24 protein-coding genes are annotated in these 24,001 nt (G+C 44.1%); 2 read left to right on the top strand and 22 right to left on the bottom strand.

The window, feature by feature from the left end:
- Positions 1 to 132: 132 nt before the first annotated feature.
- The 15 genes from ARB69_RS01790 to ARB69_RS27540 all read right to left on the bottom strand — a co-directional run bounded on the left by ARB69_RS01790 (position 133) and on the right by ARB69_RS27540 (position 13,052).
- A complete protein-coding gene (locus tag ARB69_RS01790) occupies positions 133 to 342 on the bottom strand; it encodes a DEAD/DEAH box helicase (protein ID WP_055150373.1) in 210 nt (69 codons plus the stop codon).
- Positions 343 to 361: 19 nt separating this feature from the next.
- Positions 362 to 1,744 carry a DEAD/DEAH box helicase gene (locus ARB69_RS01795; RefSeq protein ID WP_157355594.1) on the bottom strand — a complete coding sequence of 461 codons (1,383 nt, stop codon included), beginning with the start codon at positions 1,742 to 1,744 and terminating at the stop codon, positions 362 to 364.
- Positions 1,654 to 2,349, bottom strand: coding sequence for an SNF2 helicase associated domain-containing protein (locus tag ARB69_RS26555; RefSeq protein ID WP_129879157.1), 696 nt, complete (start codon positions 2,347 to 2,349; stop codon positions 1,654 to 1,656). The genes ARB69_RS01795 and ARB69_RS26555 overlap by 91 nt, the downstream gene beginning before the upstream one ends.
- Before the next feature lie 144 nt (positions 2,350 to 2,493).
- Positions 2,494 to 3,135 (bottom strand): hypothetical protein, encoded by a 642-nt coding sequence (locus tag ARB69_RS01805; protein ID WP_242857497.1) that lies wholly within the window; start codon positions 3,133 to 3,135, stop codon positions 2,494 to 2,496.
- A gap of 175 nt (positions 3,136 to 3,310) precedes the next feature.
- Positions 3,311 to 3,937 carry a hypothetical protein gene (locus ARB69_RS01810; RefSeq protein ID WP_050639737.1) on the bottom strand — a complete coding sequence of 209 codons (627 nt, stop codon included), beginning with the start codon at positions 3,935 to 3,937 and terminating at the stop codon, positions 3,311 to 3,313.
- Positions 3,938 to 4,308: 371 nt separating this feature from the next.
- The gene (locus ARB69_RS01815; RefSeq protein ID WP_050639736.1) at positions 4,309 to 4,692 is read right to left on the bottom strand and encodes a hypothetical protein; all 384 of its coding nucleotides are present in this window, start codon (positions 4,690 to 4,692) and stop codon (positions 4,309 to 4,311) included.
- Positions 4,693 to 4,825: 133 nt separating this feature from the next.
- The gene (locus ARB69_RS01820; protein ID WP_157355597.1) at positions 4,826 to 5,581 is read right to left on the bottom strand and encodes a GDSL-type esterase/lipase family protein; all 756 of its coding nucleotides are present in this window, start codon (positions 5,579 to 5,581) and stop codon (positions 4,826 to 4,828) included.
- A gap of 70 nt (positions 5,582 to 5,651) precedes the next feature.
- Positions 5,652 to 6,872 carry a hypothetical protein gene (locus ARB69_RS01825; protein ID WP_055150389.1) on the bottom strand — a complete coding sequence of 407 codons (1,221 nt, stop codon included), beginning with the start codon at positions 6,870 to 6,872 and terminating at the stop codon, positions 5,652 to 5,654.
- A 242-nt stretch (positions 6,873 to 7,114) separates the two neighbouring features.
- Positions 7,115 to 7,705, bottom strand: a complete 591-nt coding sequence (locus ARB69_RS01835; RefSeq protein ID WP_050639733.1) for an ATP-dependent Clp protease proteolytic subunit — start codon at positions 7,703 to 7,705, stop codon at positions 7,115 to 7,117.
- The gene (locus ARB69_RS01840) at positions 7,702 to 8,124 is read right to left on the bottom strand and encodes a helix-turn-helix transcriptional regulator (RefSeq protein WP_050639732.1); all 423 of its coding nucleotides are present in this window, start codon (positions 8,122 to 8,124) and stop codon (positions 7,702 to 7,704) included. The genes ARB69_RS01835 and ARB69_RS01840 overlap by 4 nt, the downstream gene beginning before the upstream one ends.
- A 139-nt stretch (positions 8,125 to 8,263) precedes the next feature.
- A complete protein-coding gene (locus ARB69_RS01845) occupies positions 8,264 to 8,824 on the bottom strand; it encodes a glutathione peroxidase (protein WP_050639731.1) in 561 nt (186 codons plus the stop codon).
- Between the two features lie 170 nt (positions 8,825 to 8,994).
- Entirely contained in the window at positions 8,995 to 9,414 is a 420-nt protein-coding gene (locus ARB69_RS01850; protein WP_055150392.1) for a hypothetical protein, read from the bottom strand.
- Positions 9,415 to 9,619: 205 nt separating this feature from the next.
- The gene (locus ARB69_RS01860) at positions 9,620 to 9,862 is read right to left on the bottom strand and encodes a hypothetical protein (protein ID WP_129879155.1); all 243 of its coding nucleotides are present in this window, start codon (positions 9,860 to 9,862) and stop codon (positions 9,620 to 9,622) included.
- Positions 9,863 to 9,942: 80 nt separating this feature from the next.
- Positions 9,943 to 12,222, bottom strand: a complete 2,280-nt coding sequence (locus ARB69_RS01865) for a family 78 glycoside hydrolase catalytic domain (protein WP_055150401.1) — start codon at positions 12,220 to 12,222, stop codon at positions 9,943 to 9,945.
- Between the two features lie 89 nt (positions 12,223 to 12,311).
- The gene (locus ARB69_RS27540; RefSeq protein WP_055150406.1) at positions 12,312 to 13,052 is read right to left on the bottom strand and encodes an MFS transporter; all 741 of its coding nucleotides are present in this window, start codon (positions 13,050 to 13,052) and stop codon (positions 12,312 to 12,314) included.
- 194 nt (positions 13,053 to 13,246) lie between these two features.
- Here ARB69_RS27540 and ARB69_RS01875 point away from each other — a divergent pair, with 194 nt between their 5' ends.
- Complete coding sequence (locus tag ARB69_RS01875; protein ID WP_055150409.1) at positions 13,247 to 14,335, top strand: AraC family transcriptional regulator; 1,089 nt, start codon at positions 13,247 to 13,249, stop codon at positions 14,333 to 14,335.
- Positions 14,336 to 14,342: 7 nt separating this feature from the next.
- On the opposite strand, the gene ARB69_RS01880 is transcribed toward ARB69_RS01875, so the two are convergent.
- The 4 genes from ARB69_RS01880 to treP all read right to left on the bottom strand — a co-directional run bounded on the left by ARB69_RS01880 (position 14,343) and on the right by treP (position 20,192).
- Positions 14,343 to 15,335, bottom strand: coding sequence for a serine hydrolase domain-containing protein (locus tag ARB69_RS01880; RefSeq protein ID WP_055150412.1), 993 nt, complete (start codon positions 15,333 to 15,335; stop codon positions 14,343 to 14,345).
- Positions 15,336 to 16,175: a MerR family transcriptional regulator gene (locus ARB69_RS01885; RefSeq protein WP_055150415.1), complete on the bottom strand. Its 840-nt coding sequence runs from the start codon at positions 16,173 to 16,175 to the stop codon at positions 15,336 to 15,338.
- A gap of 357 nt (positions 16,176 to 16,532) precedes the next feature.
- Positions 16,533 to 18,164, bottom strand: a complete 1,632-nt coding sequence (gene treC / locus ARB69_RS01890) for an alpha,alpha-phosphotrehalase (RefSeq protein ID WP_055150418.1) — start codon at positions 18,162 to 18,164, stop codon at positions 16,533 to 16,535.
- Positions 18,165 to 18,167: 3 nt separating this feature from the next.
- Complete coding sequence (treP, locus tag ARB69_RS01895; protein ID WP_055150421.1) at positions 18,168 to 20,192, bottom strand: PTS system trehalose-specific EIIBC component; 2,025 nt, start codon at positions 20,190 to 20,192, stop codon at positions 18,168 to 18,170.
- Positions 20,193 to 20,370: 178 nt separating this feature from the next.
- Here treP and ARB69_RS01900 point away from each other — a divergent pair, with 178 nt between their 5' ends.
- The gene (locus ARB69_RS01900; protein WP_055150424.1) at positions 20,371 to 20,856 is read left to right on the top strand and encodes an alpha/beta hydrolase fold domain-containing protein; all 486 of its coding nucleotides are present in this window, start codon (positions 20,371 to 20,373) and stop codon (positions 20,854 to 20,856) included.
- Between the two features lie 115 nt (positions 20,857 to 20,971).
- Here the strand turns inward: ARB69_RS01900 and asrC are convergent, their stop codons facing one another.
- Genes asrC through asrA form a run of 3 tightly spaced genes read right to left on the bottom strand, consistent with a single transcriptional unit; the run spans position 20,972 to position 23,897 of the window.
- Positions 20,972 to 22,039 carry a sulfite reductase subunit C gene (gene asrC / locus ARB69_RS01905; RefSeq protein WP_050639721.1) on the bottom strand — a complete coding sequence of 356 codons (1,068 nt, stop codon included), beginning with the start codon at positions 22,037 to 22,039 and terminating at the stop codon, positions 20,972 to 20,974.
- 18 nt (positions 22,040 to 22,057) lie between these two features.
- Positions 22,058 to 22,849 (bottom strand): anaerobic sulfite reductase subunit AsrB, encoded by a 792-nt coding sequence (asrB, locus tag ARB69_RS01910; protein WP_050639720.1) that lies wholly within the window; start codon positions 22,847 to 22,849, stop codon positions 22,058 to 22,060.
- Positions 22,850 to 22,862: 13 nt separating this feature from the next.
- Positions 22,863 to 23,897 carry an anaerobic sulfite reductase subunit AsrA gene (gene asrA / locus ARB69_RS01915; RefSeq protein ID WP_055150427.1) on the bottom strand — a complete coding sequence of 345 codons (1,035 nt, stop codon included), beginning with the start codon at positions 23,895 to 23,897 and terminating at the stop codon, positions 22,863 to 22,865.
- Positions 23,898 to 24,001 lie beyond the last annotated feature (104 nt).

Genomic DNA, 24,001 nt, shown 5'->3' on the forward strand with positions numbered 1-24,001 from the left:
ACCCCTTTGCTCACATCTTCTCTCTATATGTTCGTTCTGAACATTTGAAAAGCAGCTGCGGTTTATTCCCACAGCTGCCCTACATATTTTCAATCTCTCCTTATATCCGAATCTGTCTCCTAATATCTGCTGTCATGCCTCCAAAAATTCCAGCAGTTCTGCCTGACTCATGCCGCCAAGCCCACCCGTCTGCGCATTCACGATCTGATCCGCCAGATCCATTTTGGCCTCCTGCAGTTTCTGAATCTTTTCCTCTATTGTGTGTTTAACAATCAATTTATACACCGTCACCTTCTTGGTCTGTCCAATACGGTGTGCACGGTCTGTCGCCTGATTCTGCACCGCCAGGTTCCACCAGGGATCATAATGGATAACTACATCCGCCCCGGTCAGGTTCAGGCATTGTGGTGAACTGCGAAAACAGCAGAAGCTTATGCCCGCCGTCAATGGCGCTTTGGATCAGTTCCAGACACGATTCCAGCTTGGCCGATTCATTCCGGTAATCTTCAAAACAAAGTCCCGGATCGCAGCATATCTGCCGCAGCTTCATTAACTCCGCCAGAATCTGAATCTTATTCTTATGAAACTGAGCGTCATCCTGTTCCGCTAATTGTGTCTGCATATGCACCACCTGTGCATCGTAAATCTTTTGCTGCGGCTTCTCCATCTTAACATATCGGATTTCTTCCAGTTTATCCGGAAGATCCTTTAATACATCGCTTTTCAGCCTGCGCAGGATAAACGCACCCGTCATTTTCTGAAGGCGCTTCATTGCATCCTCGTCTCCATTTTTCACGATCGGGGTTTCTATCTCTCTCTTGAATATTTTGTAACTATATAAAAATCCCGGCATCAGATAATCAAAAATACTCCACAGCTCACTTAACCGGTTTTCGATGGGAGTTCCGGTCATTGCATACCGGAACTGGCTTTTGATCACTTTTACCGCCTTGGATGCCGCCGTGGTATGGTTCTTGATGTACTGAGCCTCATCGATAATCTCATACAGAAACTCCTTATCCTCATAAGAAACGATATCTCTTTTCAGCAGGTCATACGAAGTAACCAGCACATCATAGGACGTATATTCATCCAGCTTCTGCCGGCGCTCCTCCTGGCTTCCTGTAATCAGCAGCACCTTCAGCAGTTTATCCAGATAAAGAGTACGGTAAACCGGGAGATGCATTTTCCCCTTCACAAAGTCTTTTGGGGAAAGATGCATAGAATCCATCAGCTCACCCAGCAGTTCCAGCGTATTATCCTCCAGCTTCAGAAAATCCCCGCTCTTCAGACGGTAAAATTTTTTGCGGGAACGGTAGCTTTTCAGAACATCCAGCAGTTCTTCCCGTGGGATATCTTCTGTCGTAATATCCAGATTCAAAAGTCCGCTGGAAATCGATACCCCCACCGACACCTTTACCTTTCTGAGCACATTCATATTGCGGAATCTCTGGGTACACTGGACTTCTCCATACTCCAATAGTGTCTCCACCCCATGCTCCAGCACGGAATACATCAGGTCCTCATCATGCCCGCAATGCAGTTCATCTTCTTCCACATCAATTTCCGGAAACAGGCGCCTTGTGATAAGCAGTATTTCAGCCTCCTTGTTTTCCATTCTGAAGCGTTCCAGCGGCCTGTCCTGATTTTCGTCTAACAGGTCAAATACCGACACTTCGCGTTCTCCATATTTTGCATGCAGCCGGCAGCTGCTATTGTGATCTCTGGCATCCAGATAGAACATAAACTGTACCTCGGGCGCAGGTATTCGTGAATCTCTTCTGTATCTGCTTCCGTAACATCGACCACATCCCGGAGCCTCGGCAGCACCATATAATAAAACTCTGACAAATTGTTCCTTCCCACTTTGAAAGACAGCAACCCATTCCTTGACTGATCCGCCAGAAGCCTGATGCGTTCCATATATTCCTGTCCGGTTCTGCATAAACAATCCTTTTCCACAAAATAGGATGCTTCCACCCCTTTAAAAAACACCGGCATTTCACAGGTTATTTGCACGCCGTGGAACTCTTTTTGTGTTTCCAACGTATTTTTTCTAATTTCCATGCGGATTCTTGGAGTCGCTTCTTTGCAGCAGATCATCCGTTTTTCCTTTTTCGCTGCGCTTCGGTCTTCATACTCAACCTTTTCTGATCCCAGCAGCTGATAGAACTCATCCAGCTTCCATCCGGACAGATCTAAAACATTGTGCCTATTCGTCTGCTTGCCATAATACCAGCCGGATTCACAAAGACGCCTTTCCATTTCCAGTTCTTCCTCTACAATCCTATGGATATAACCGGCCCATTCCTGTCCCCGTGCCGTAAAGTTGCTCAGTTTATGATTCATCCTGGTATTTGTTCCGTAAATGGCAGTCTCCGAATTCTGCACCTGTTCATTGAATTTTCCTTTCCCATTCCTGCATTGCCAAGTTTTCTCCTTAAACTTATCAAATTGTACCTTTTCAAATCTTCTGTAATATGATCCCGCCGGTTAAGAAATCATGTCTGCTCTTTTTTGCACCTGTCTCCACTGTTCCGCCGTTAAAAACCCGGGACGCCTCATAGCCTTCAGCTTACTCATATCAATTTTAAGCTCCGCCTGCGCCTCTGAAGCCGCCTCGTACAAAGTTTTCTCATCCGCTGTTGTCTGGGACATCACATGCGGATTACTAGAAAATGCATGGTCGTGTGCCGGGATTTCATATTTCCCAACCTTATGAAGATAAAGAGCATTTTCCCGCCTGATCCATGCTTTCGCACTGGCTCCTAAAGTTGTAAGTTCCGGCGTATGGATCTGGCTCTTTGACGAAATATTTGCCGGATGTCGGACATTTCTTCCCGACAGAGATATTTCGGTAATAAAAAGCGTCAATGGGTTATGAAATAAATTAACCTCTTCCCATGTTTTTCCATCGCCATCCTGCCTGCTCCAGTACGAATCCTCCAGACTTAATCCTCTGCAGGCTTTGCATACTGCATAGCGATTAGTCTGGGACAGCCGTAAACTGTTCAAGATCTCTTTTGCATAACTTCTCCCAATAGATAATGTTCGGTTAGAGGCCCATTCGATAAAATCCGCCAGTGTTATGTTCTGCTTTCTAAGCGCAAACGGAAGGCGCTCAAAATCCAACACATTACATATTCCATTGTCATACACTTCCAATAAAACTTTGTCTCAATAAAAGCTGCATCTGTAACCTCCTGACAGTGCTTTATAAAATGATTATAGTATAATGGATTCTGCCATTCAACAAAAATTCTCTAAATGCAGAGGGGCCTGTCCCCTTTGCAGAAGAGACTGACCCCTTTTACTTCCGAAAGATTCCCAGCACAAATAACAGAATCCATATTAGGATTACCGCCGAGATCACTTTCTGAAACGGATGCGGACTATTAAAGTCCTTCAGATAAATGTTAGGATTTTCAAGTGTGATCCCCGGTTCACTGCGGTTCTCTTTCAACTGAAAGTCCTCGATAACATGGTGCCACCCTGTGGAATCAGTATACACCTTCACATAGGGCGCTCCCAGATATTTGTGCAGCGGGATCCGATAAGGCTCACTCTTGATCCGCTGTGAGACCCCCGTATTCGAATCGAATACTTCAATAATCAGAAAATAATATGTAATATACTGCCTGTTTCTGCTGTTGGAATCTACATAATACTCCCGCACAATATTCACGATCTTGCCCTTCTTCGGATGCCCCTCCTCCACGCACTGCGCATGCAGCCTTCTGTAGTAAACTGCCTTCTGCACCATACGCACTGCCTGAAACGGAAGCAGAAGCCCTGCTGCCAGAAAGATCAGGATAAAAGGCTGAAACCCTTCCCGCAGTATGTTTCCCAAAAGCCCTGCATACCATACGATTGTAAACAAAATCAAAAATACTACATTGCCGATTTCTTCATTCGCTGTCCGGATTTTTTTATGCATATGTCCTCCTCGATCTGATATCGCTTCTCCGCGGCTTCCACTTGTTCCCCCTCAGCCATCACTGGACTTCCCTCAATAAAAAACCACTCTGTTAATTTATTCACTATAAAACATCATACCACAGAGAAATAAAAAAATCTCTTTAATTCTGTTAATAAAATTTGATTTTAAAAGCTGTGTCAATAAACTAAAACATACTATAAAACAGTAACGAAACATGAACCATATACAGCGAGCTTCAGCCTTGACGGCAGATGGGGGCGCCAGCCGGCTGTCAATTTCCGGTGCGCCCCCATCTGTCGCTAAAACTAAAGCTCATCTCTTACAATCTGCGTCATATTCTCAAAATATTACCCAAATTACTCCACTAATTATTTAATACGTGTCAAATGCTGACAGTAGACATAGATATTCTGGATCTTCCTCGCCTCTACGCCGTCATCAGCCTGTATCACAGGCTGGGTCTCCGAGGGGGTGACGTAGAGCTTAAACACAATCGCATCCTGTCCCGACCTCATATTCCTGATCTTTTTAAATTCGAAGTTCCGTTTTGTAATACCAAGGTAGTCAAAAATAACTGTCTCAATGTCAACATTGGTAAAGCAGCGGAGAATCATATCCTCATCGTACATGTCTATGATTGCCTTCGTTTCTTCAAACGTAAGGTTGCTGCATTTAAATTCGCCCTCGTTCAATACCGACATCATATTGCTGTTGTCAAGTAACAGTAAAGGTTTTGCAAGTTTTCCGCCCATATCAGTCCCTCCCTTTCTCACGTGGAATCTGAATAGTTACACACAGCATCTCTTCTATAATTTAATGATAAGCGTATGGGAGGAAAATTACAACCAAAGTTATTAACTTAACGGGATTGTTAATAAAATAGCCTTACTGTTCTTGACGGCGGATATGTTCACACAAACACTGATACACCATTTCTGCGATGATTCGATTCCCCCTGGCATTCGGGTGGACTCCGTCAGCAAAATACTCCGGATGGTCTTTTGTCGTACCGTAAATATCGATAACCGGCACTTCACAATACTCCCCTACCCGTTTAATAATTGCATTTACTTCATTTCCAATAACCGTTTTATCTACGCCAAATGCAACTTCTTTCTTGCCGTCTGTGGCAAAGGCATCACAGCATGTCATGAGATATACCTCGGGATGGCTGGGTATGTTCTGGTACAAGTCCACGAACTCCCCGAGCTCTTTTTCATATGCCGCGGAATCCCAGTTATTTGGCTTGGAGTCGTTCGTGCCTAACATAATCAAAACAAGATCGGGCTCTGCTTCCTGCGTTTCTTCGAAGAAATCTTCTTGTTTGTATGGCTTGTTCCCTTCATCGAGCAAAGTACGGCCGCTCAGCCCATAATTAAGTACCTGATAGCAATCCCCTAGTAATTCCTGTAAAATGGCAGGATAGGAATCTCTGTCCCGGGTAGCAAGTACTCCGGCTCCATATGTGATACTGTCCCCTATACATGCGACCCTTATCTTTTTGTCTTCTGTTTTTCCCGTTGACTCTATTTGGGGCGCCGGTGGTTCTTTTGCTTTATAAACAAAGCAGAAAAGAACTGCGCCTGCAGCCACAATCAATGCTGCGGCGATTATAATAATTCCTTTGATGGCCTTATTCATTCTCCCTGAAGTCCTTCCTATTTTCTTTCCGCAGACAGAACAGCGTCCCCCTTTTTCCTGCATTACAATATTAACTTTCTGCAATTAATTTTGACGCGCATATTTTCATTTGGTTATTCACCGTTAGAACACCCCAAGTTTTTTTATTGGCAGGTGAAGCAGGCGGTATAAAAACAGCTTCTGCAATTATATTACTTTGAATTTTCCCTAAATTAGTAATGCTATAACCGTTTTGTGAACCATATCCAAACATATTTCTTCCTACAAATGTTCCTGCTTTACTTCCAAAATCTCCTAATGCAGATATTGCAACAGCGTCAATTAGCTCTGGCTGCATATGTATATAACAGGCAAGCACAAGCATTTCTTTCTGCGGGTGCTGACATATATTTAGGACTTGTGACGATACGCGCTTTGCAAGGGATATAACATTTTCCCCAGTCTTTTTCACAGAAACGCTAAAAGCAGTCGAATAATTCCCCATTGCTCCTTGTCTGTAACATTTCGTCTGATTACGAATATCAGCTGCAATAACCACTTTATCTGTATTTTCTTCCAACATCATTTTTGCAATCAGCCAGTCATTTACGGTAATGCAATGTTGTCTGCATAAAGTCTGTATTTCCGCTAACTCCTGTTTGCAAACGGTGAGTACTTCCCGTTTCATTTTGTGTTCTTGAATATAGGCCCTTTCAAATCTGCTATATTCCTCATACATTACCTGCTTTCCCTCTTTTTTCCACCTTCTATTTGCGTCGCCTATCATCAATTTACTGATTAAAGGTAAATCACTGTTTGAGGGAAGATCATGTAAGCCTTGAATTAAGCGTTCCTCTACAAACTGCGGCATTACTCCATTCGCATAATGCTCTGAAAATTCCTCTGCCAGTTGTAAAAGCCCTCTGCCGTCACACAATAGATGGTGGGCAATAAATAATATTTGAAATTCTTTCCCCTTTGGATAAATCACTATTTTTAGCAGACATTCTTTCTTGACATTCCATCCGCGCAAAGATATTTCTTCATAATCCTGCTGCCACAAATCAACCTCTTCTTTTACAGTTACGGGAATATGCAAAGAATCTTGTATTTGATAAAACAATCTGCCAGTGTCTGTTTCCTCTGCAATTAAACTTTGCAGAAACGGGTGTGCTTTTTGAAGAGTGTCTATACTTTGCCTTAGCAGTCCTTCATCATAATTACATTCTATCTTTGCCATAATCCCAAAGTGCATATTAGGGCACATATAATGCGCACGTTCTGTATACACATAATTTTTATCCGATTTCATATCTTTTCTCCGAATCATTTTCATTGTGATATAACTTAAAACTTGCACATGCTTCTGTAAGTAACCGCCTTATTTCTTCCGGTTGGATATTCGTTGTGTTCGTGGAAACAATCGTTGCTATACCATGCGTAAATATCCATGTTTTTACAAACACTCCAGGATCGATCGGAACAGGGATGTGTTTTGCCAAATCGTAAAGGCTTTCTTTGCTGTCGCCCCCCTTGATTACTCGGCTGGTTTTGTTATCTACTGGAAATAACGGAATCTATCAGACCATATTTTAATGCTTCTTCGGCACTCATAAAATTATCCCTATCGGTATCCCTTTCAATTTCTTCAATAGTACGCCCTGTGTTTTCAGATAATATTCTGTTTAATCTTTGTTTGTTTTTTTGCATATAATCAGACATTATTTTTATATCGCTGGCTGGTCCTTGAATACCGTTTCCATGCATGGCCGGCTGGTGTATCATGATTTCAGCATTAGGCAAAGCCATACGCTTTCCATGTGTACCTCCTGCTAACAAGAATGCACCAAAGCTTGCAGCCATACCAATACATATTGTAGAGACATCGCACTTGATGTATTTCATGGTGTCATAAATCGCAAATCCGGCAGAAACAGAACCTCCCGGACTGTTAATGTATAAATGAATATCTTTCTCCGGGTCTTGGGCCTCCAAAAAGAGGAATTGCGCCACGATTAAACTGGCAGAAGTATCACTTACTTCTTCTCCCAGAAAAACAACTCTGTCTGACAACAAACGAGAGAAAACATCATAGCTGCGTTCTCCCCGGCTCGTCTGCTCAATAACGTAAGGAATTGTACTCATGCTGCCATCTCCTTGAACATACTGATGAATAGATTATATCTTGTGTTATTGAAATTTCCACAAAGGGAAATTCTGTTTTGCTTTGGTACAAACACCCCCATACTTCTATAAATTTTAGGCGGATATAAATACAATTGCTTAAAAGCGAGTGTAAATGCCTGTTGAGAATCATATCCAGCTTCATAAGCAATTTTTGTAATCGGCTCGTTTGATAATATCAATTTTTCAGCAGCCATTGTAAGCCTGCGGCTTTGAAGGTATTTATAAATGGTAATTCCCGTACATTCGGAAAATATGCGATTAAGATAAAATCTTGAATAGCCAACATTTTTAGCAATTTTATCTACGTTAATTTCTTTCTCAATATTATCCTCGATATAATTCAAGACCTTACCGACAATCTCTTTTTGCTGTTCCATAGTTACGCCTCCTTTTTATCATTATAACAAGTTTCCGATCGCGTGTCTTAATAAAAAGTGCGGTTTTGGCGCCAAATGCGAAATCTAAAAGAAGCAGCTATGGTTTTCCACAGCTGCTCACCTTATTTTCTTTTTACTGTTAGACTTCCTTTTCTGGAAACAGCTCTTCCAGTGCATGTTCTACGCGGTCCATATCCGCAGTAGGCTCGAACCGGTCAATCACAGTTCCGTCCCGGTTGATCAGGAATTTTGTAAAGTTCCATTTAATGTCACTGCTGTTTTTATAATCCGGTTCCTCTGCCGAGATAATCTCGTGCAGCTTTCCGCTTAAAGGATGTCCTTCATCGAACCCCTGAAATTCTTTCTTTTCTGTGAGAAACCGATAAAGCGGATGCATATTTTTGCCTTTTACATCTATTTTTGAAAAAAGAGGGAAGGTGACGCCATAGTTCAATTTACAGAATTCTGCAATTTTACTCTCCTCTTCCGGTTCCTGCTCCTTGAATTGATTGCAGGGAAATCCCAGGATTTCAAATCCTTTTTCATGGTATTTTTTATAAAGCGCTTCCAGTGCTTCATATTGAGGTGTGAATCCACATTTACTGGCAGTATTGACAATCAGTAGAATGTTGCCCAGATATTTCTCCATACTCTCTTTGGTTCCATCGATCCGTTCCAGTTCTATCTTGCTTAAATCCATTTCATTTTTTCCTTTCCTGCGTTTATTGCTTATAATTCCTTCACTTTTAATTACTCAATGCAGTATTAGTATGTCCTTTTAAAGTTTACATAATACGCAGCCAACGCAGCAGGATGTCGGCAGTAACCTCCTCTTCTGCCTTTTTGTTATATACTGGTAAAGCTTTCTATTTACGGTTTGTATATAGTCTTCAGCTTTTCTATGCTGTTTTCCAATGAAGTCTCATGTAAGGGATTATATAAAGAATATAATTCTTCAGGTTTAATCTTTGCTTCAATCTTGCTGGATAAAATCTCACATTTCCACTGCATATAAGTATATACATCTGCCATCCATTCCAATATAAACTCATCATACTTATCGCTTATATCAGCATCTGCCCGGATCTTCACCCCCAAACTGCCCAGGATCTGTTTTGGTGTCTTATTTAAAAAAAGAGGATTGCCTTCATCCATATGCCTTCTGTATGTCCCGTTCATATATTCAGTAATTATCTGAAACACATTTTCACAGTTTCCGGCAATTAATTTGAAAAGATATCTGTTTTTTTGTATCATGCTGTCTAAATAACTCACATCATACGCCGGCATTATCATAACCTCCGCTTTCCTTTCGATATATCAGTCTGTTCCGAATTGCAAACTGTGCTGTAATTCCTGGTACCTGGTATCCATCTAACAAAATGGACTGCATTCTTTCTGATAAGAACCTGCCCACCTCACGTCTGACATATATATCCGTATTTTTATATTCTTCATGCACTTCTGCATTATATGAGTCTATCCACCTAATATTTCAAAATGCTTTTTCTGATTTTAAGAATATTTGCTTTCCCAGGGAGCCTTTATAGAATAATTTTTCAACTTCTACAATATTAATCTGATTCAGCAAAAAAGCTTCTAATATATAGGTAAGCGCATATGCCATATCATCCAGCGGATTTGGAGCTTTCGCATGTTCTTTGCAGCGGTAATTCAGAGCAAATGCATGATATCCCAGCTGATTCAAATGCACGCATGTCGGGTATGCCTCAATCATAGATGCGCATCCCATATACCCGCCGCCGGCGCATACAATCAATCACAAAGGCTGTTGTTACCATGATAATCTTCCTCCTTTTATCGGGCATCCGAACTATCCGTCCGAAAGCGATATGCCCCGCTGCCTCGTTCAAACCTCTGCCCGTCCGGCAGAACAATAACCGCAGTTGTATTGCAGGGGATTTTAACAAATAACTCAAAGTTCCCGTCTTTCTTCTCCCACTCCGAAACGATCTCTCCGTACGCTGATTTAAAAGTACGTTTCGCCCAGTCCAGCCGGTCATCTGGCTGCGGCTGAATCCGAATCTTTTTAAAGCCGGGTTCTTCATAATTAATTCCATTTATGTTGCGGAACATCCAGTCGTCCACACAGCCAAATGCATAATGATTCAGGCTCATACAGAATGGCATTCCATAGATCTCTGATATAAAAGGGGCGCCGTCTTCATCTAGGGCAAACCAGCTCTCCCAGATGGTCGTTGCGCCGTGTTTGACCTCATATAGCCACGACGGTGCTTTTTCGTTAAACAAAAGATCATAAGCCAGATCCCGGCGGTCAATCCGGCACAGGGCGTCCTGCAGAACCGGTATTCCTAAAAATCCGACATCCAGGCACCCGTCGTTCTCTTCTATTTTACGAACTAAGTTTTCCGCAAAGGTCTGCTTGAGATTTTCCGGTACTAGCCTATAAAAAAGAGGCATTGCATATGCGCCCATGAGATCAGCAGGCATATTGCCTTTCTCATCGATTACGCCTTTCTGAATAGCAGCTTTCATGTTTTGCGCCATTTCCCCATAATAATCTGCATCTCCATCATTTCCAAGAACTCTTGCAATCTCCGACATACTTGATACAGAATGATATCCATAGATCGGAGCCACATATTTTGTCGATACCCGTATCGCCTCAAAGGTTCCTTCCCCATACCCGTCCCTGGAATAACTCGGTATTAAATGTTCCCCGTAATGATGTCCGGTATTCCACAGATATTGCTCCACTTCCTCAGGAATCATACTGCCATCCGGACGGTTTTCTCTTGCCGTCCTAAGAACAAAATCACACCAGTTTTTCATGGACTCATATTGCTGCTTCAGAATCTGCATGTTTCCTGTCAGGCAATACATGTAAAATGGAACCAATACTGCCGCATCTCCCCAGCCCGCGGGAGACACTGCCTCCGGCGTCTTGAACTGTTCGGCATACATTTCATACTGCCCGATATAGGCTCCTGCCAATGGCACTACGAAGGGCACGGAACCATTTTCCTTTTGCTCACATGCCAGGTTTTCAAGCCATCTGGTCAGAAACGGAGTGATATCTTCATTTAATAATGCTGTTTTTGTGTATACCTGAATATCTCCTGTCCATCCTGCTTTTTCACGCTGTGGGCAGTCAGTGGGCAGCGAAAGCATATTCGCATGCTGTGACCAGCGCGTATTCTCATATAATCTGTTAATATCTGCATTGGAGCAGGCAAATGTTCCGGCATTTTCTTTTTCAGAACTTAATACAACAGCAGTAATATCCTCTTCATTTAAATCCTTTATACCATCGACCAAAACATAACGGAACCCCTGAAATGTAAAATACGGCTCGTATACCTGTTCATTTCCATCTGAAATATATTCAATCCTCTGATCTGCCGTCGGATTGTTGTCGAAAAAATTTCCTTTTGCATCCAGCCCTTCCGTATGGATCACTGTCACCTTTGTCCCACTTGGTTCATGGATGTTCAGACGCACACGGCCGGCAATTACTTGGCCGAAATCAATAATCCGCTCGCCTTTCGGTGAAGTCAGGACATTTTTCACCGGCAAAATCATAATAGGGCGCACCGGCTGCCCATACTGCGCTTTTAAGTTCTGATAGCCAAAATCTGCCGGCACCACATCTAACCATTCGTCGTCAATAAACTCTGCGCTTTCCCATCCGTATGGCATTCTGTTTGCATCATAGCGTTCGCCGGCAAACAGATCCGAACACCGGACAGGGCTTTCCTTCACCTTTACGGTTTCATCTGAGCCAAAACAATCTGCAGTCCCATCCTCATATGTCACTTCCAGCTGCGTCAAGACCGCAAGCGCAGGATCATAAGTTTCATCCTGGGCCTTTGTCATAAATCCGTGATACCAGCCATCGCCCACATGCATCCCTATGATATTTATACCAGTATTTAAAAGTTCCGTAACATCGTAAGTTTGATAGCACAAATACTCTCTATACACAGTACACTCAGGCGCAAATTCACGGTCATCTGGACGTTTCCCGTTAACTGTCAGCCGATAGACCCCGTGGCAGGTTGCATAAAGCCTCGCCATTTTCACCTTTTTATTAAGAATGATCTTCTGGCGGAACATGGCTGCCGGAGGCTGATCCCCCAGATGTGCCTGGCGTTCTATGATCGGAAGCGGCGATTTTACCCATTTCGCCTGCCAGTCCTTTCTGTTTAAGAATGCTGTCTCAAATTCGCTGGAAGCCTCAGGAATGAAATCGTTGCTGTTTTTGCCGGTGCTTCGGTATCGCTCTCCCTGACAGAGGAATCGAATTCTTCTTCCGGCAGTTCTTTTAGTGTGAAAAACGGGATTAACAGGATCCCAACGCCAACAACCGCATAGATCAGAGCAATCATTCTCCATCCCTGCTGCCCTCCTCCAAATGCCTCGACCAGGCCGGATGTAACGGATGCTACCACCACACTTCCTATGGTTCCGCTCAACATTGCCGCGCCGCTCATCGTAACCTGGTCATGCTGATCCTTTGTTACACGGGCAAGCATCATATTATAGGCAACCTGATTCATTGTATAAAAAACAGCACTGATCAGCAGGTAGAAAATAAAAATCCATGCACTTTTTGCCCCTTCCCCCAGCGATCCCGGGACATTAAAAATCAGGAACATACAGACTCCCATTGGAATACAGCTCAATAAATACCAAAACCTTGTTTTTCCCATCTTAGACTTTGTAAGGTCAATGATCCTGCCCATAAAGATATCTGTAATACCATCAAATACCTTTGCAAACATAAGAAGCGTACCGATAATCGCGGCGCTGACCCCAATCACATTCGTACAATAAAGTAATAAAAATGTGGTGATGGTTCCCCAGGTAAAGCCGCCCCCTGCATTTCCTAGTCCATAGGCAATCTTTTTCCACATTGGCAATGAACCTGTCTTTTGTTTACTCATGTTGATTTCCTCCTTTTTCAACAACTATTAATCACAGGTTCATCTTAAGTTTTATTTCTCAACTCTACAATTTGCATAATCCGACTTTGCCATAAATGTAATGACTTTTATCCGACTTATCATTGATTTTTCTTTATGGAATTGCTAAAATACGAGTAAACATAGGGATTCCAATCGTATTGGAGGAACGACTCATGAAACAGATTTTAGAATACATTGAACAAGTATTCAAACGGGAAGAACAAAAGAACCTGAAGAATTATGCGGCAGAGCATCTCTCATTTACACAAAAGGCCCACACCTGGCAGCCCTACAGCTCTGAGGGATACATCGATAAGGTTCTGCAGATTCCCTATGACTATTTTATGACAGTAGAATACTGTATACCAACGCAGGAGAATGGGTATGTTTTGTCTACATACTCCCCATGCCCTCTGCCGGTATCACAAAAAACCTATCTCCTGGAAAATAATAACGAAGACGACAATCTTCACAGACATGATTATTTTGAGATGATCTATGTATACAAAGGCACACGAACCACGCAGATCGAAAACCAGACCATTCATTTAACCGAACATGATATCTGTATTTTTGATACCCAGTGCGCCCATCTGGACATTCGCTCCAAAAGTGAAGGAATTGCTTTTTACTGCTGTATCACAAGTAAAATGCTGGATTCCTATTTTCTGAACCACTTGACCAATAAAAGCATCCGCAATTTTTTTCTTATCAAAGGCACAGCCAAGAGTGATGTAAGTTATTTGAAGCTCCATGCAGCTCCCGAACCGGCGAAAGATATCGAAGAGAACCTTGATTGTATCTTCCGTGAAATGGAATCGACCAAACCCGGATATGAAAGAATCGCCCAGATACATACATTGAGAATTTTGAATGCTTTCGAACGCTCCGATACTACCGATATCTATACCTTTTCCAAACGACTTCAGGGGAATAAACTATTTCAGGCTGTCGCCAGATATATTGACAGCCACATAGCCGATATCAGCCTGGAAAAACTCTGTGACCACTTTCATTACCAGGCTGATTATTACGGCAGACTGATCAAAAAAAATACCGGCTTGAACTATGCCCAATATGTGCATGCCCTGAAAATGGAGAAAGCAAAAAATCTTTTAGTGAATACTGACATGTCTGTTTCTGAAATACTGATATATCTGGGCTATCAGTATCATTCTTATTTTTATAAATCCTTTCAGCTGGAAACCGGAATGTCACCCTCCGAGTACCGGAAGGCCAAAAGGGTAAAACCGCCGGACTAACCTGCCGCTATTCACCGGATTCCACTCCGAATATCGGTTCTATATCCTTTTTAATAAATTCTATCCTATCTTTCGCCTTAGGCGTAAACATAGAGGCTATAGCTACAACCATTTTCTTTTCCGCATTGACATAAATGACATTCCCCCCATCGCCCATTGCTGCATACCCCTTTCCTTTTTCATCCACCAGCCACCATAAATACCCATAGGGCAGGTTCTCGCCTTTCCAGCGGCTGTGTTCCTTTGTGCTTTCTTCTACCCACGCCCTGGAAACGATCTGTTTTCCGGCCCAGATCCCTCTGTCCAGGTAAAGCTGTCCTATTTTTGCCATGTCTGCAGGCGAAAGGGTCAGTCCCCATCCGGCGGAATTTACTCCGGCCGGATCGGATACCCATCCGCTGATGTCCGTGGCCTTATTAAATGCGAGTTGTTCTTCTTTGCTTTGGAAAGTGATACTGCGCTCCACGGTAATGCCAAGCGGTCCGAATAAATTCTCCCTGGCGAAATCCAACACGGTTTGTCCCGTTGTTTTCATGAGAATCCCTGTTAGAATATCAGGACCTATGAGAGGCGCATATCTAAAATCGCCTATGTTTCCCCGTCCTCCCAGATAGTCCAGACCAAATGACACCCAATCATCACTTGTAAAATACTTGACATAGGGAGCGAACCTATATTTATAGGGTGCTGTCATTGTCAGCAGATTTTCAAGCGTTATATTCTGAATTGTTTTTTCTCGTTTCTTCACTGTATAGTCGGGGAAAAAGTCCAGTACCTTCTGGCTGACACTTTGAATGCATCCCTTCTCTATGGCAATCCCGATTAATATGGAAATGATGCTTTTTGTCACGGAGTAAACATGAAGACGGCTCTGCGCGGTACATCCGTTAAAGTAGTTTTCATACCGGATCTGTCCTTCTTTTAGTACTACGATTCCTGCCGTATTGCTATACTCATTTTTAATTGTCTTCTCAAGCTCTGCCACTCGTTCCAGATTCATTTAAACGCTCCTCTCTGCTGCTTTTCTTTTTACCGGATAGTATACTTCCGTAATAAGTTCGCTTTCATTCGAAACCTGGGATGGATCCGTTACATACACTTCATACAGAGCATTGCTGCTCTCATACCCTTCTTTTTCCGCCCATTCGCGCTGTTTTGTATACACAGAAGGCAGATTGGAATATGAGCCGTGAAGAACCGTTTTCAGGCACAATCCCGGACAAAAATCCCTGGTGCCGGTCGCGTATTCTTTCACCGGTATGGCAAATTCAGTATCTAACCCAAAAGGACTATATTCCGCACTGTGGAAAAGTACCATAGGCGGCGCGGATACAGTCAGTCGATCCGCCTCAATCTTCCGGAACAATTTGTGATAGCAGCTCCCATATGCTTCGGAAAATTCTTGTTCGTTCACCATTTTCCGGATTGACAAAAGATACATCAACGGCACTTCTGTAAGCTGAACATCAATCGTCTCTAAGTAGGACATCATTGATTTACCTGCCTTCAGATTTGAAATATCACTACTTAGCTGTTCCAGCGTCTCATTCAGTTTTCTGCTCTGATTCCCGATCTCTTTCGCCTTCCTGCTGAGCGCAATATAAAGCTTCGCCTCCTGTTCTTCCTCAGATCGAAGAATCTCGCCGATCTCCTCCAAAGAAAATTGATAAGACTTCAGCCGGTTAATCAATAACATCGTTTCCAGCTGGTCAATGGAATAATATCTGTAACCGGTCTCCGGGTTCACCTCATTGGGCAGGAGCAGCCCTTTCTCTGCATAGTAGCGCAGTGTCTTCGTGGACACCTTGCATATTTTTGAAAACTCTCCAATCGTTAGCATCCGTTTTCCTCCTCTTGGTATGTAGAAAATCTACCCTAATCTTACACCTTGCCCCAAGGGGAAAGTCAAGGCGGGAAATTTTGAGCAGAAGGGATGAAGCATGAATACACTTGAAGTATTGACATTAGTGCTGGTAATTTTTGCAGCACTTGCTTACATAGATAACCATCAGAACAAAAACCAGCTATCCTCTACGGCAATAGAGGATAGCTGGTAACTATAAATTACTATGGTATCCGAAGCGCAATCATCAGACGAACCAAAGTCTTTTGATTACTTCTAAGTAAATTATACATTGGGTACTTGAATTTTTCAAGTACCCTTTCAAATTTTGTCAGAATTCCAAACATTTCCGCCTCACTTTACACCCCTTCCAAATACCACAGCTTCGTATGGCCGCAGGGATGGTGCACAATCTTTATAATTCCCCAGGATTTTATGATACCCCTCTTGCGAAAGCTCCTCCAGCACCACTTCTCTGTCTTTGAAGTTGCACAGCACAAGCATTTCTTCTCCCCCAAGTGATCTTTTGTACGCCAGTACATCCGGGTTTTCCTGATGCAAAAATTCTATCTCCCCTTCGGCTATTACCGGGTTTTCTTTTCTAAGACGAATTAATGCTTTGTAGAAACTGAGGATCGAATCCTCGTCTGCCGCCTCCGATTCTGCATTTATGGTTTTATAATTTTCCGGCAGGCCGATCCACGGTGACGCCTCTGAGAAACCTGCATTTTCTCCAGCAGTCCACTGCATAGGGGTGCGCCCATTATCCCGGGAACGCGCGGAGAGGATATCCAATGCCTCTCCGGGAGTCTTTCCCTGAGACAGCAGGATTTCATAATAATTCAGGCTTTCCACATCCCGGTACTGGGAAATATCCCGGTATCCTGCATTGGTCATTCCCAATTCCTCTCCCTGGTAAATGTATGGGGTACCGCGCATCAGATGAATAGCCGCAGCCAGCATTTTGGCGGATTCCTTCCAGTACTTTTTATCGTCTCCGAATCGGGATACGATTCTCGGCTGATCGTGATTGCACCAGAATACCGCGTTCCAGCCTCCTGCTTTCTGCATTCCGGTCTGCCATTCTTCAAAAAGACATTTCAATGCCCTTATATCCGGATCCATTAACTCCCACTTATTTCCGTTTTTGTAATCTACTTTCAAATGGTGAAAGTTAAAGCACATAGAAAGCTCTTTTTCTTCCGGATTAGAATAACGAATGCAGTTATCCAGTGATGTGGAAGACATCTCTCCGACGGTTACCATATCCTCAATCCCGGTATCATGTACCAGTTCCTTTAGAAACTCATGCACGTGCCTGCCATCCGTATAGAATCTTCTTCCGTCCCCTTGTGAATCATCCTCGAATATTTCCGGCTTAGATATGAGATTTACAACGTCGAACCGGAACCCTTTGATGCCTTTTTCCTTCCAGAAACGGATGACTTCTTTCAGTTCCTCTCTCACTTTCGGGTTCTCCCAGTTCAGATCCGCCTGTGTTACATCGAACAGATGAAGGTACCATTTTTCAAGATGAGGCACATATTCCCATGCGGGGCCGCCGAATTTGGACACCCAGTTCGACGGCGCTTTCTCCGGAGACCCAGCTTTGAAAATATAATAATCCATATACTCCGCATCGCCCATCAGCGCCTTTTGAAACCACTCGTGCTCTGTGGAAGTATGATTGAATACCATATCCAGCATCAGGCCAATCCCCCGTCTGTCAGCCCCGGCAATCAGTTCCTCAAGATCTTCCATTGTTCCGAACAGCGGATCGATGTTCCGATAATCCGCCACATCATAGCCATTGTCATTCTGAGGCGACACAAAAAATGGTGTCAGCCAGAGATAATCTACGCCCAGTTCCTGCAGATAATCCAGCTTTTCCAGGACTCCGCGCAGGTCGCCAACTCCGTCCTGGTTCGAATCTCTGAAAGATTTGGGATAAATCTGGTACACTGTTTTATTTTTAAAGTCTGCCATGTTTCATGCCTCCGTATTCCAATAGGTTACAACTGCCGTTTCGCCTGTTGCCGCCCGGCCGCCCGTATGATACTGAATCTCTTTTGCATCCCCTTCTCCGGTAATGATGCAAACCGTCACGTCCGGATGGCCTGCAGCTTTTATCTTCTCCCTGCTGAATCTGATAAGAGGGGTTCCTGTCATAACATCCTCGCCTTCTTTTACCAGATATTCAAATCCATCACCCTGCATATCCACCGTATCGATTCCTATATGAAGAAGCACTTCCATGCCGTTGTCCAGCGTCAGGCCGCAGGCATGGCGGGAATCCTCCATGAGTACCGTCACTTTTGCGTCAGCCGGTGCGCAGAGCGTTTCGCTTTCCGGGAGAATGGCAAGGCCGTCGCCCATGATTCCCTCTGAGAATACGCCGTCTCCCACTTCTTTTAAAGAAATGACTTTTCCGTCTAAAAATGCCTTCAGTTCCATTTCTGCGTGTGCTTTTTTCGGGAATTTCTCTGTGAGCTGTGCTTCTGAATCAACATCTTCCCCCAGTATCTCCTCCGCCTGTACACAATTAAGAGGCCCTTTCTCTTCTCCCATTACTTCCGGGGAATCTTCTTTGTTTCCGGCTGATGCCACGCCCTTTTTCTTTCCTGCAATTATGGTCAGTACAAAAGGCACTACAATCGCAATCACCATGCACACAGCAAAGGAGAGCATATATTGCGGCTTGACGGAAAGGATTCCGGGGATTCCACCGACACCGATGGCATTTGCCGTCGTTCCGGTAGCCACACAGACAACTGCCGCGCAGGCGGAACCTATCATCCCGCATACAAATGGGAACAGATATTTCAAGTTAACACCGAAGATCGCCGGCTCTGTTACACCCAGATAACAAGAGATACATGCCGGTACATTCACTTCCTGTGCCTCCGCGTTCTTTCTCTGCAGAAAGATCATCCCAAGTACTGCGGAGCCCTGTGCAATATTAGAGAGTGCGATCATCGGCCACAGCATGGTTCCGGTGTAATCCGCAATAAGCTGCAGATCAATGGCATTCGTCATATGGTGAAGCCCGGTAATAACAAGCGGCGCATAGACAAATCCAAAGACCGCCCCGAATACGATTTTGAACGAACCTGTAATTCCTGCATATACGACACTCGATATAGCAGAACCTATCTGCCAGCCGACCGGCCCCAGAATAAAATGTGCTGCGATTACTGCCAGGAGCAGGCTGCAGAATGGTACTACAATCATGGAAATCACCTGCGGCGTAATCTTCCGAAAGAATTTTTCCAGGTATACAAGAGTAAAAGCCGCCAGAATCGCCGGTATCACCTGTGCCTGATATCCGATCATGTTTACCTTGAAAAAGCCAAAATCCCAGAACGGAATGTCTGCCGCTGCCGTGGACGCTACGGAGTAGGCATTCAGAAGCTGCCCTGAAACCAGTGTCAGACCAAGAACAATTCCCAGCATCTGAGTCGTACCCATCTTTTTGGTCACTGACCAGCAGATTCCCACCGGCAGCATATGGAATACCGCCTCGCCGATCAACCAGAGAAAACTGTCTATCCCGGACCAGAACTGGCTAATATCGCACAGTGTCTTGGTTCCGTTTTCAAATAGGTAGAGGCTGTCGATGCAGTTACGGAATCCCAGAATCAGACCTCCTACAATAATCGCCGGTATCAGAGGCGCGAAGATCTCTGCTATCGCCGCCACTGCGCGCTGCAGGAGATTCTGATTGCTCTTGGCAGCCTGCTTCACAGCGTCCTTGGATACTCCTTCAATTCCGGCAGTAGCAACAAAATCATTGTAAAAATCCGCCACTGTGTTCCCAATAATGACCTGGAACTGTCCCGCCTGTGTGAAACTGCCCTTTACAACCTTCATGGCTTCGATTTTTTTCACATCCGCTGCAGACGGATCGTTCAAAACAAACCGCATCCTCGTCATACAATGAGAAACCGCGGCGATATTCTTCTTTCCACCGACCAGTTCCAAAAGCTCTTTTGCGTCTTCTGCATATCTGCCCATTACTCTTCCTCCTAATCTTAACATCTGTTAGATTTTGCTTTTACGTGTCTGTTTATTCACTGCCTGCCCTGTCGTTGTCCAACTTGTTCAAACAAGTTCTTTAATCATTTTATACCACACTTGTTTAAACAAGTCAAGAGTTATTTTATAATATCTATGGAATGGATGGCGGGACACCTTGGGAATCGCCGGCGATAGTGCAGGTGCAGCTATAGCAGCTTGTCTTATAAACATCTGCGAAAAAGAGCAATTAGTACCACCTTGCGGGCATATGCTGATTTATCCGGTTACAGATGCTACACTATCTTCAGAATCAATGAAAGTATATGTGGACACGCCTCTTTGGAATGCTGTTAATAATCAAAAGATGTGGAAGTATTATTTGAAAGGGAAAAATGAACAGGAGCGAATAAAAGCTTCTCCGCTGGATAATGAATTACCGGGCAAGGTACCTAAAACTTATATAGAAACCGCCGAATATGACTGCCTCCATGACGAAGGAATTGCATATGCAAATAAATTGAAATTAATGGGTACAAGCGTCATTTTAAACGAAACGCATGGTACTTTCCATGGATATGATTCTTGTTTGAATGCAAAAATTAGTCGAACAAATGTAAAAAAGCGAATAGATTTCATTAAAAATTTGATTAGTGAAAGGTGATGACACGTTCCAGTTCAAAGAGGATTAACTAAAAAGTCAATATAATGTACTTAAAGAAAGGCAGCCGCACTACGTTAATCCGTCAGTACTGCTGCCCCATAAACTCTATAAAGTTTTACTCAGCCGGCCCCGCCGTCTGATGCATTCCCAGCGGCTTCACATTAAAGTTCGAACGGTATTCTGTCTCATCCCAGAAAATATCTTCTGCCACAAGACACTGCGGATTCAACTCCACCCCATCCAGAATGATCTCTTTGAACTTCTTATAACCCGCACGGTCAATCAGATGGCCGCCATGAAGATATTCCGGCTTATAGTCCATAACCCATGCAGAGAACTTCTGCCAGTTGCGGAGAACGGAAAGAACTACATCCTCTGTTGCCCAATTCAGAAACATTTTACCGGTACGCGGAGTCTGGCGTCCTGTCCTGCCGCCTAAGATTACGCGGTAATACTTCGTGGGTTCTCTGGTCCATGCACTGGTTGGACATGCTCTGACGCACTCGCCGCAGCCAATGCAGCAGCAGGCATCCTTCTCGATCTTTCCGGTATCTTCATTGAGTTTCAGCACTCTGGTAGATGCCTTTTCACATGTGCGTGCACAGGCGCCGCAGCCAATGCAGCGTTCAGGGTGATAAACCATACGCGCCACCCCGATGATTCCGAAGTCACACAAATGTGCCTTATTACAGTCATTCGGGCATCCCGCAATATTAATCTTAATGTGATAATGGCTTGGGAAAATGATAGGCTCTATCTTCCTCGCCAGTTCATATGTATTGCAGTTTCCACAGATACAGTGGTAATTCCCGATACATGCCGTAATATTCCGTGCACCGATTGTCGGGTATCCGCTCTTTGGATCCCATTCCTGAGGTTCATGCGATACTGTGTCCATATCTACCTGGCAAAGCTGGGCATCCACCTCTTTGATATAATCTTCCAAATAAGCATTCACGGCCGGAACATTCTCATAAGGAATACCGGTTATATCGAACGTCTGCCTTGTTCCAAAATGGAAGTTCCCATCGCCCCAAGTCTTTGCAATATGCTCAATCACTGAAAGATAGGAGGAATCAATGAATCCTCCCGGAACCCTCATCTGCAGCATAAACTGTCCGGGGACTTTGGACTGGCGAAAGCAGTTAATCCGCAGTTTTTTGATATTAATATCCTGATTCATACCATTTACACTCCTTTCTCAATCCACCAAATCACGTGCTATTGTATAGGGGAACACAGGTCCGTCTGTACAGACATAGACCTCATCAATCCTGCAGTGCCCGCATTTTCCGATGGCACATGACATCTTCCGCTCAAAACTCATCCAGACCTTCTCCGGATCTACGTTGTATTTCATAAGTTCAAGCCCGGTGAATTTCATCATCGGCGGCGGTCCTACTACAATTACTGCATAATTTCCCTGAAATTCGTCAAATGGGATCTCTTTTACAAATTCTGTTACAAAGCCGGTCCTCCAGCCTTCCTTCTTGTCGGTATCCAGCGCATAGGTCGTAACAAACTGCTCCTTCCACTTCGCCAGATCCCCGCTGAAAATGATTCCTTCCTCATTCTTAAAGCCAGAAATAAGATGCACGCTCTTCACATATTCCGGCTTCTCTGCAAAACTGCGGAGCATAGAGCGCACCGGTGCCAAGCCCGTTCCCCCTGTAATAACGATTATATGTTTCCCGGCAAATTCATCGACAGGCCACCCTTTTCCATAAGGTCCGCGTAAGAACAGTATATCTCCCGGCTCCTTTGAAAAGATACAGTCCGTCACTTTCCCTACTGAACGGATCGTAAACTCCAGCCATCCCTCGCCCTGTGCCGAAACAGAGATTGGAGCCTCACCAATCTTTGGGATAGACAACTGCATAAACTGGCCATGAGCCGGACAGACATCAGAAGCGACTCTGAAAGTCCACTCATGCTCGCTTTCTTTGTGCACATCCAGAATTGTGCACGGTTTTGGCATAACAGGATTCATCATAACAGTCCCTCCTTTACTGTTCCATGCCGGCTTTAATCTCCTCCACCGCATGATTCATTTTGTTAACAGTTGCACTAATCGATATCATTTCCGGACAGCGGTGTGTACACCGGCCGCAGCCAACGCACATGTGGGAATCCCCAAACCGCGCCTTATAATCATAAAACTTATGTAAGACCTTGAAGCGCATCCTGTCCGCCGCAGTACTGCGCATCTCTCTCTGCCCTGCCATCTGGTCAAACCCTTCCACCTGGCAGGAAGCAGTCACCCGGCGGCGCTCTCCCACTTCCGGATTATCCCCATAGAGAATATCCCGTGTCGTAAAGCAGGTACAGGTAGAACATGCCACCGTACAGCTGCCGCAGGATGTGCATCTTCCATCGAATTCCTTCCACATCGGATGTTTTTTAAGTGCCTTACGCACCTCTTTATCCGACAGATCAGGAATCCTGACCTTCAGTTCATTCTCCTCTACGAATACCGGTGTATAGCTGGTGTCAGGCATCCCTTCAAAATAATGCTGGAAACTCTCATCCGTCACATGAACCTTCAGCCCTTCTTCTGAAAACTTAAGCGCCAGTGAGTAGTCATCCGTCCGGTTCGTTCCCATTGAAACACAGAAACAAGTATCGTCTCCCCCATTACACTCCATCATGGCGAACTTAACCCGCTCTCTGACACGCTGATAATAGAAATCCTCATACCCTCCGTTGCCAGCAAAAATCTTTGCCTGAATATGCTGTGCATTGATATCACAGGGATGGGCAAGTATCAGAATTGGTTTTTTAGGTCCTTTACTCTCACGGTACTCGTCTTCCGTGAAATAAAGAATTGTCTCCTGGATTGGATTGATTACCTCCTTTGCAGGATAATCTGACTTTGCATCCCATACAATCTCGCTGACATGATCCACCTGGTCATAGCGGATAATGTCGGTATCCGAAAAACGCCCTTCTTTCAGGAAACGCTTCGGGGCATAAACGCAGTAGTCCTTTTTGAGTGCGCACAGAACCTCATCGGCCTGAGCGGTATTAAGTACATAATCCATTCTGAAAGCCTCCTTTTCATTGTTGTCCCAGAGTAACCATTTAGACTTGCCTGAACTGTTTCGTTCCAGAAATTTTACTGTTCGGTCTGACCAGTAACTCCGGT

This window comes from Faecalicatena contorta (genome assembly GCF_001404335.1).
Classification (GTDB): Bacteria; Bacillota; Clostridia; order Lachnospirales; family Lachnospiraceae; genus Faecalicatena; species Faecalicatena contortus_B.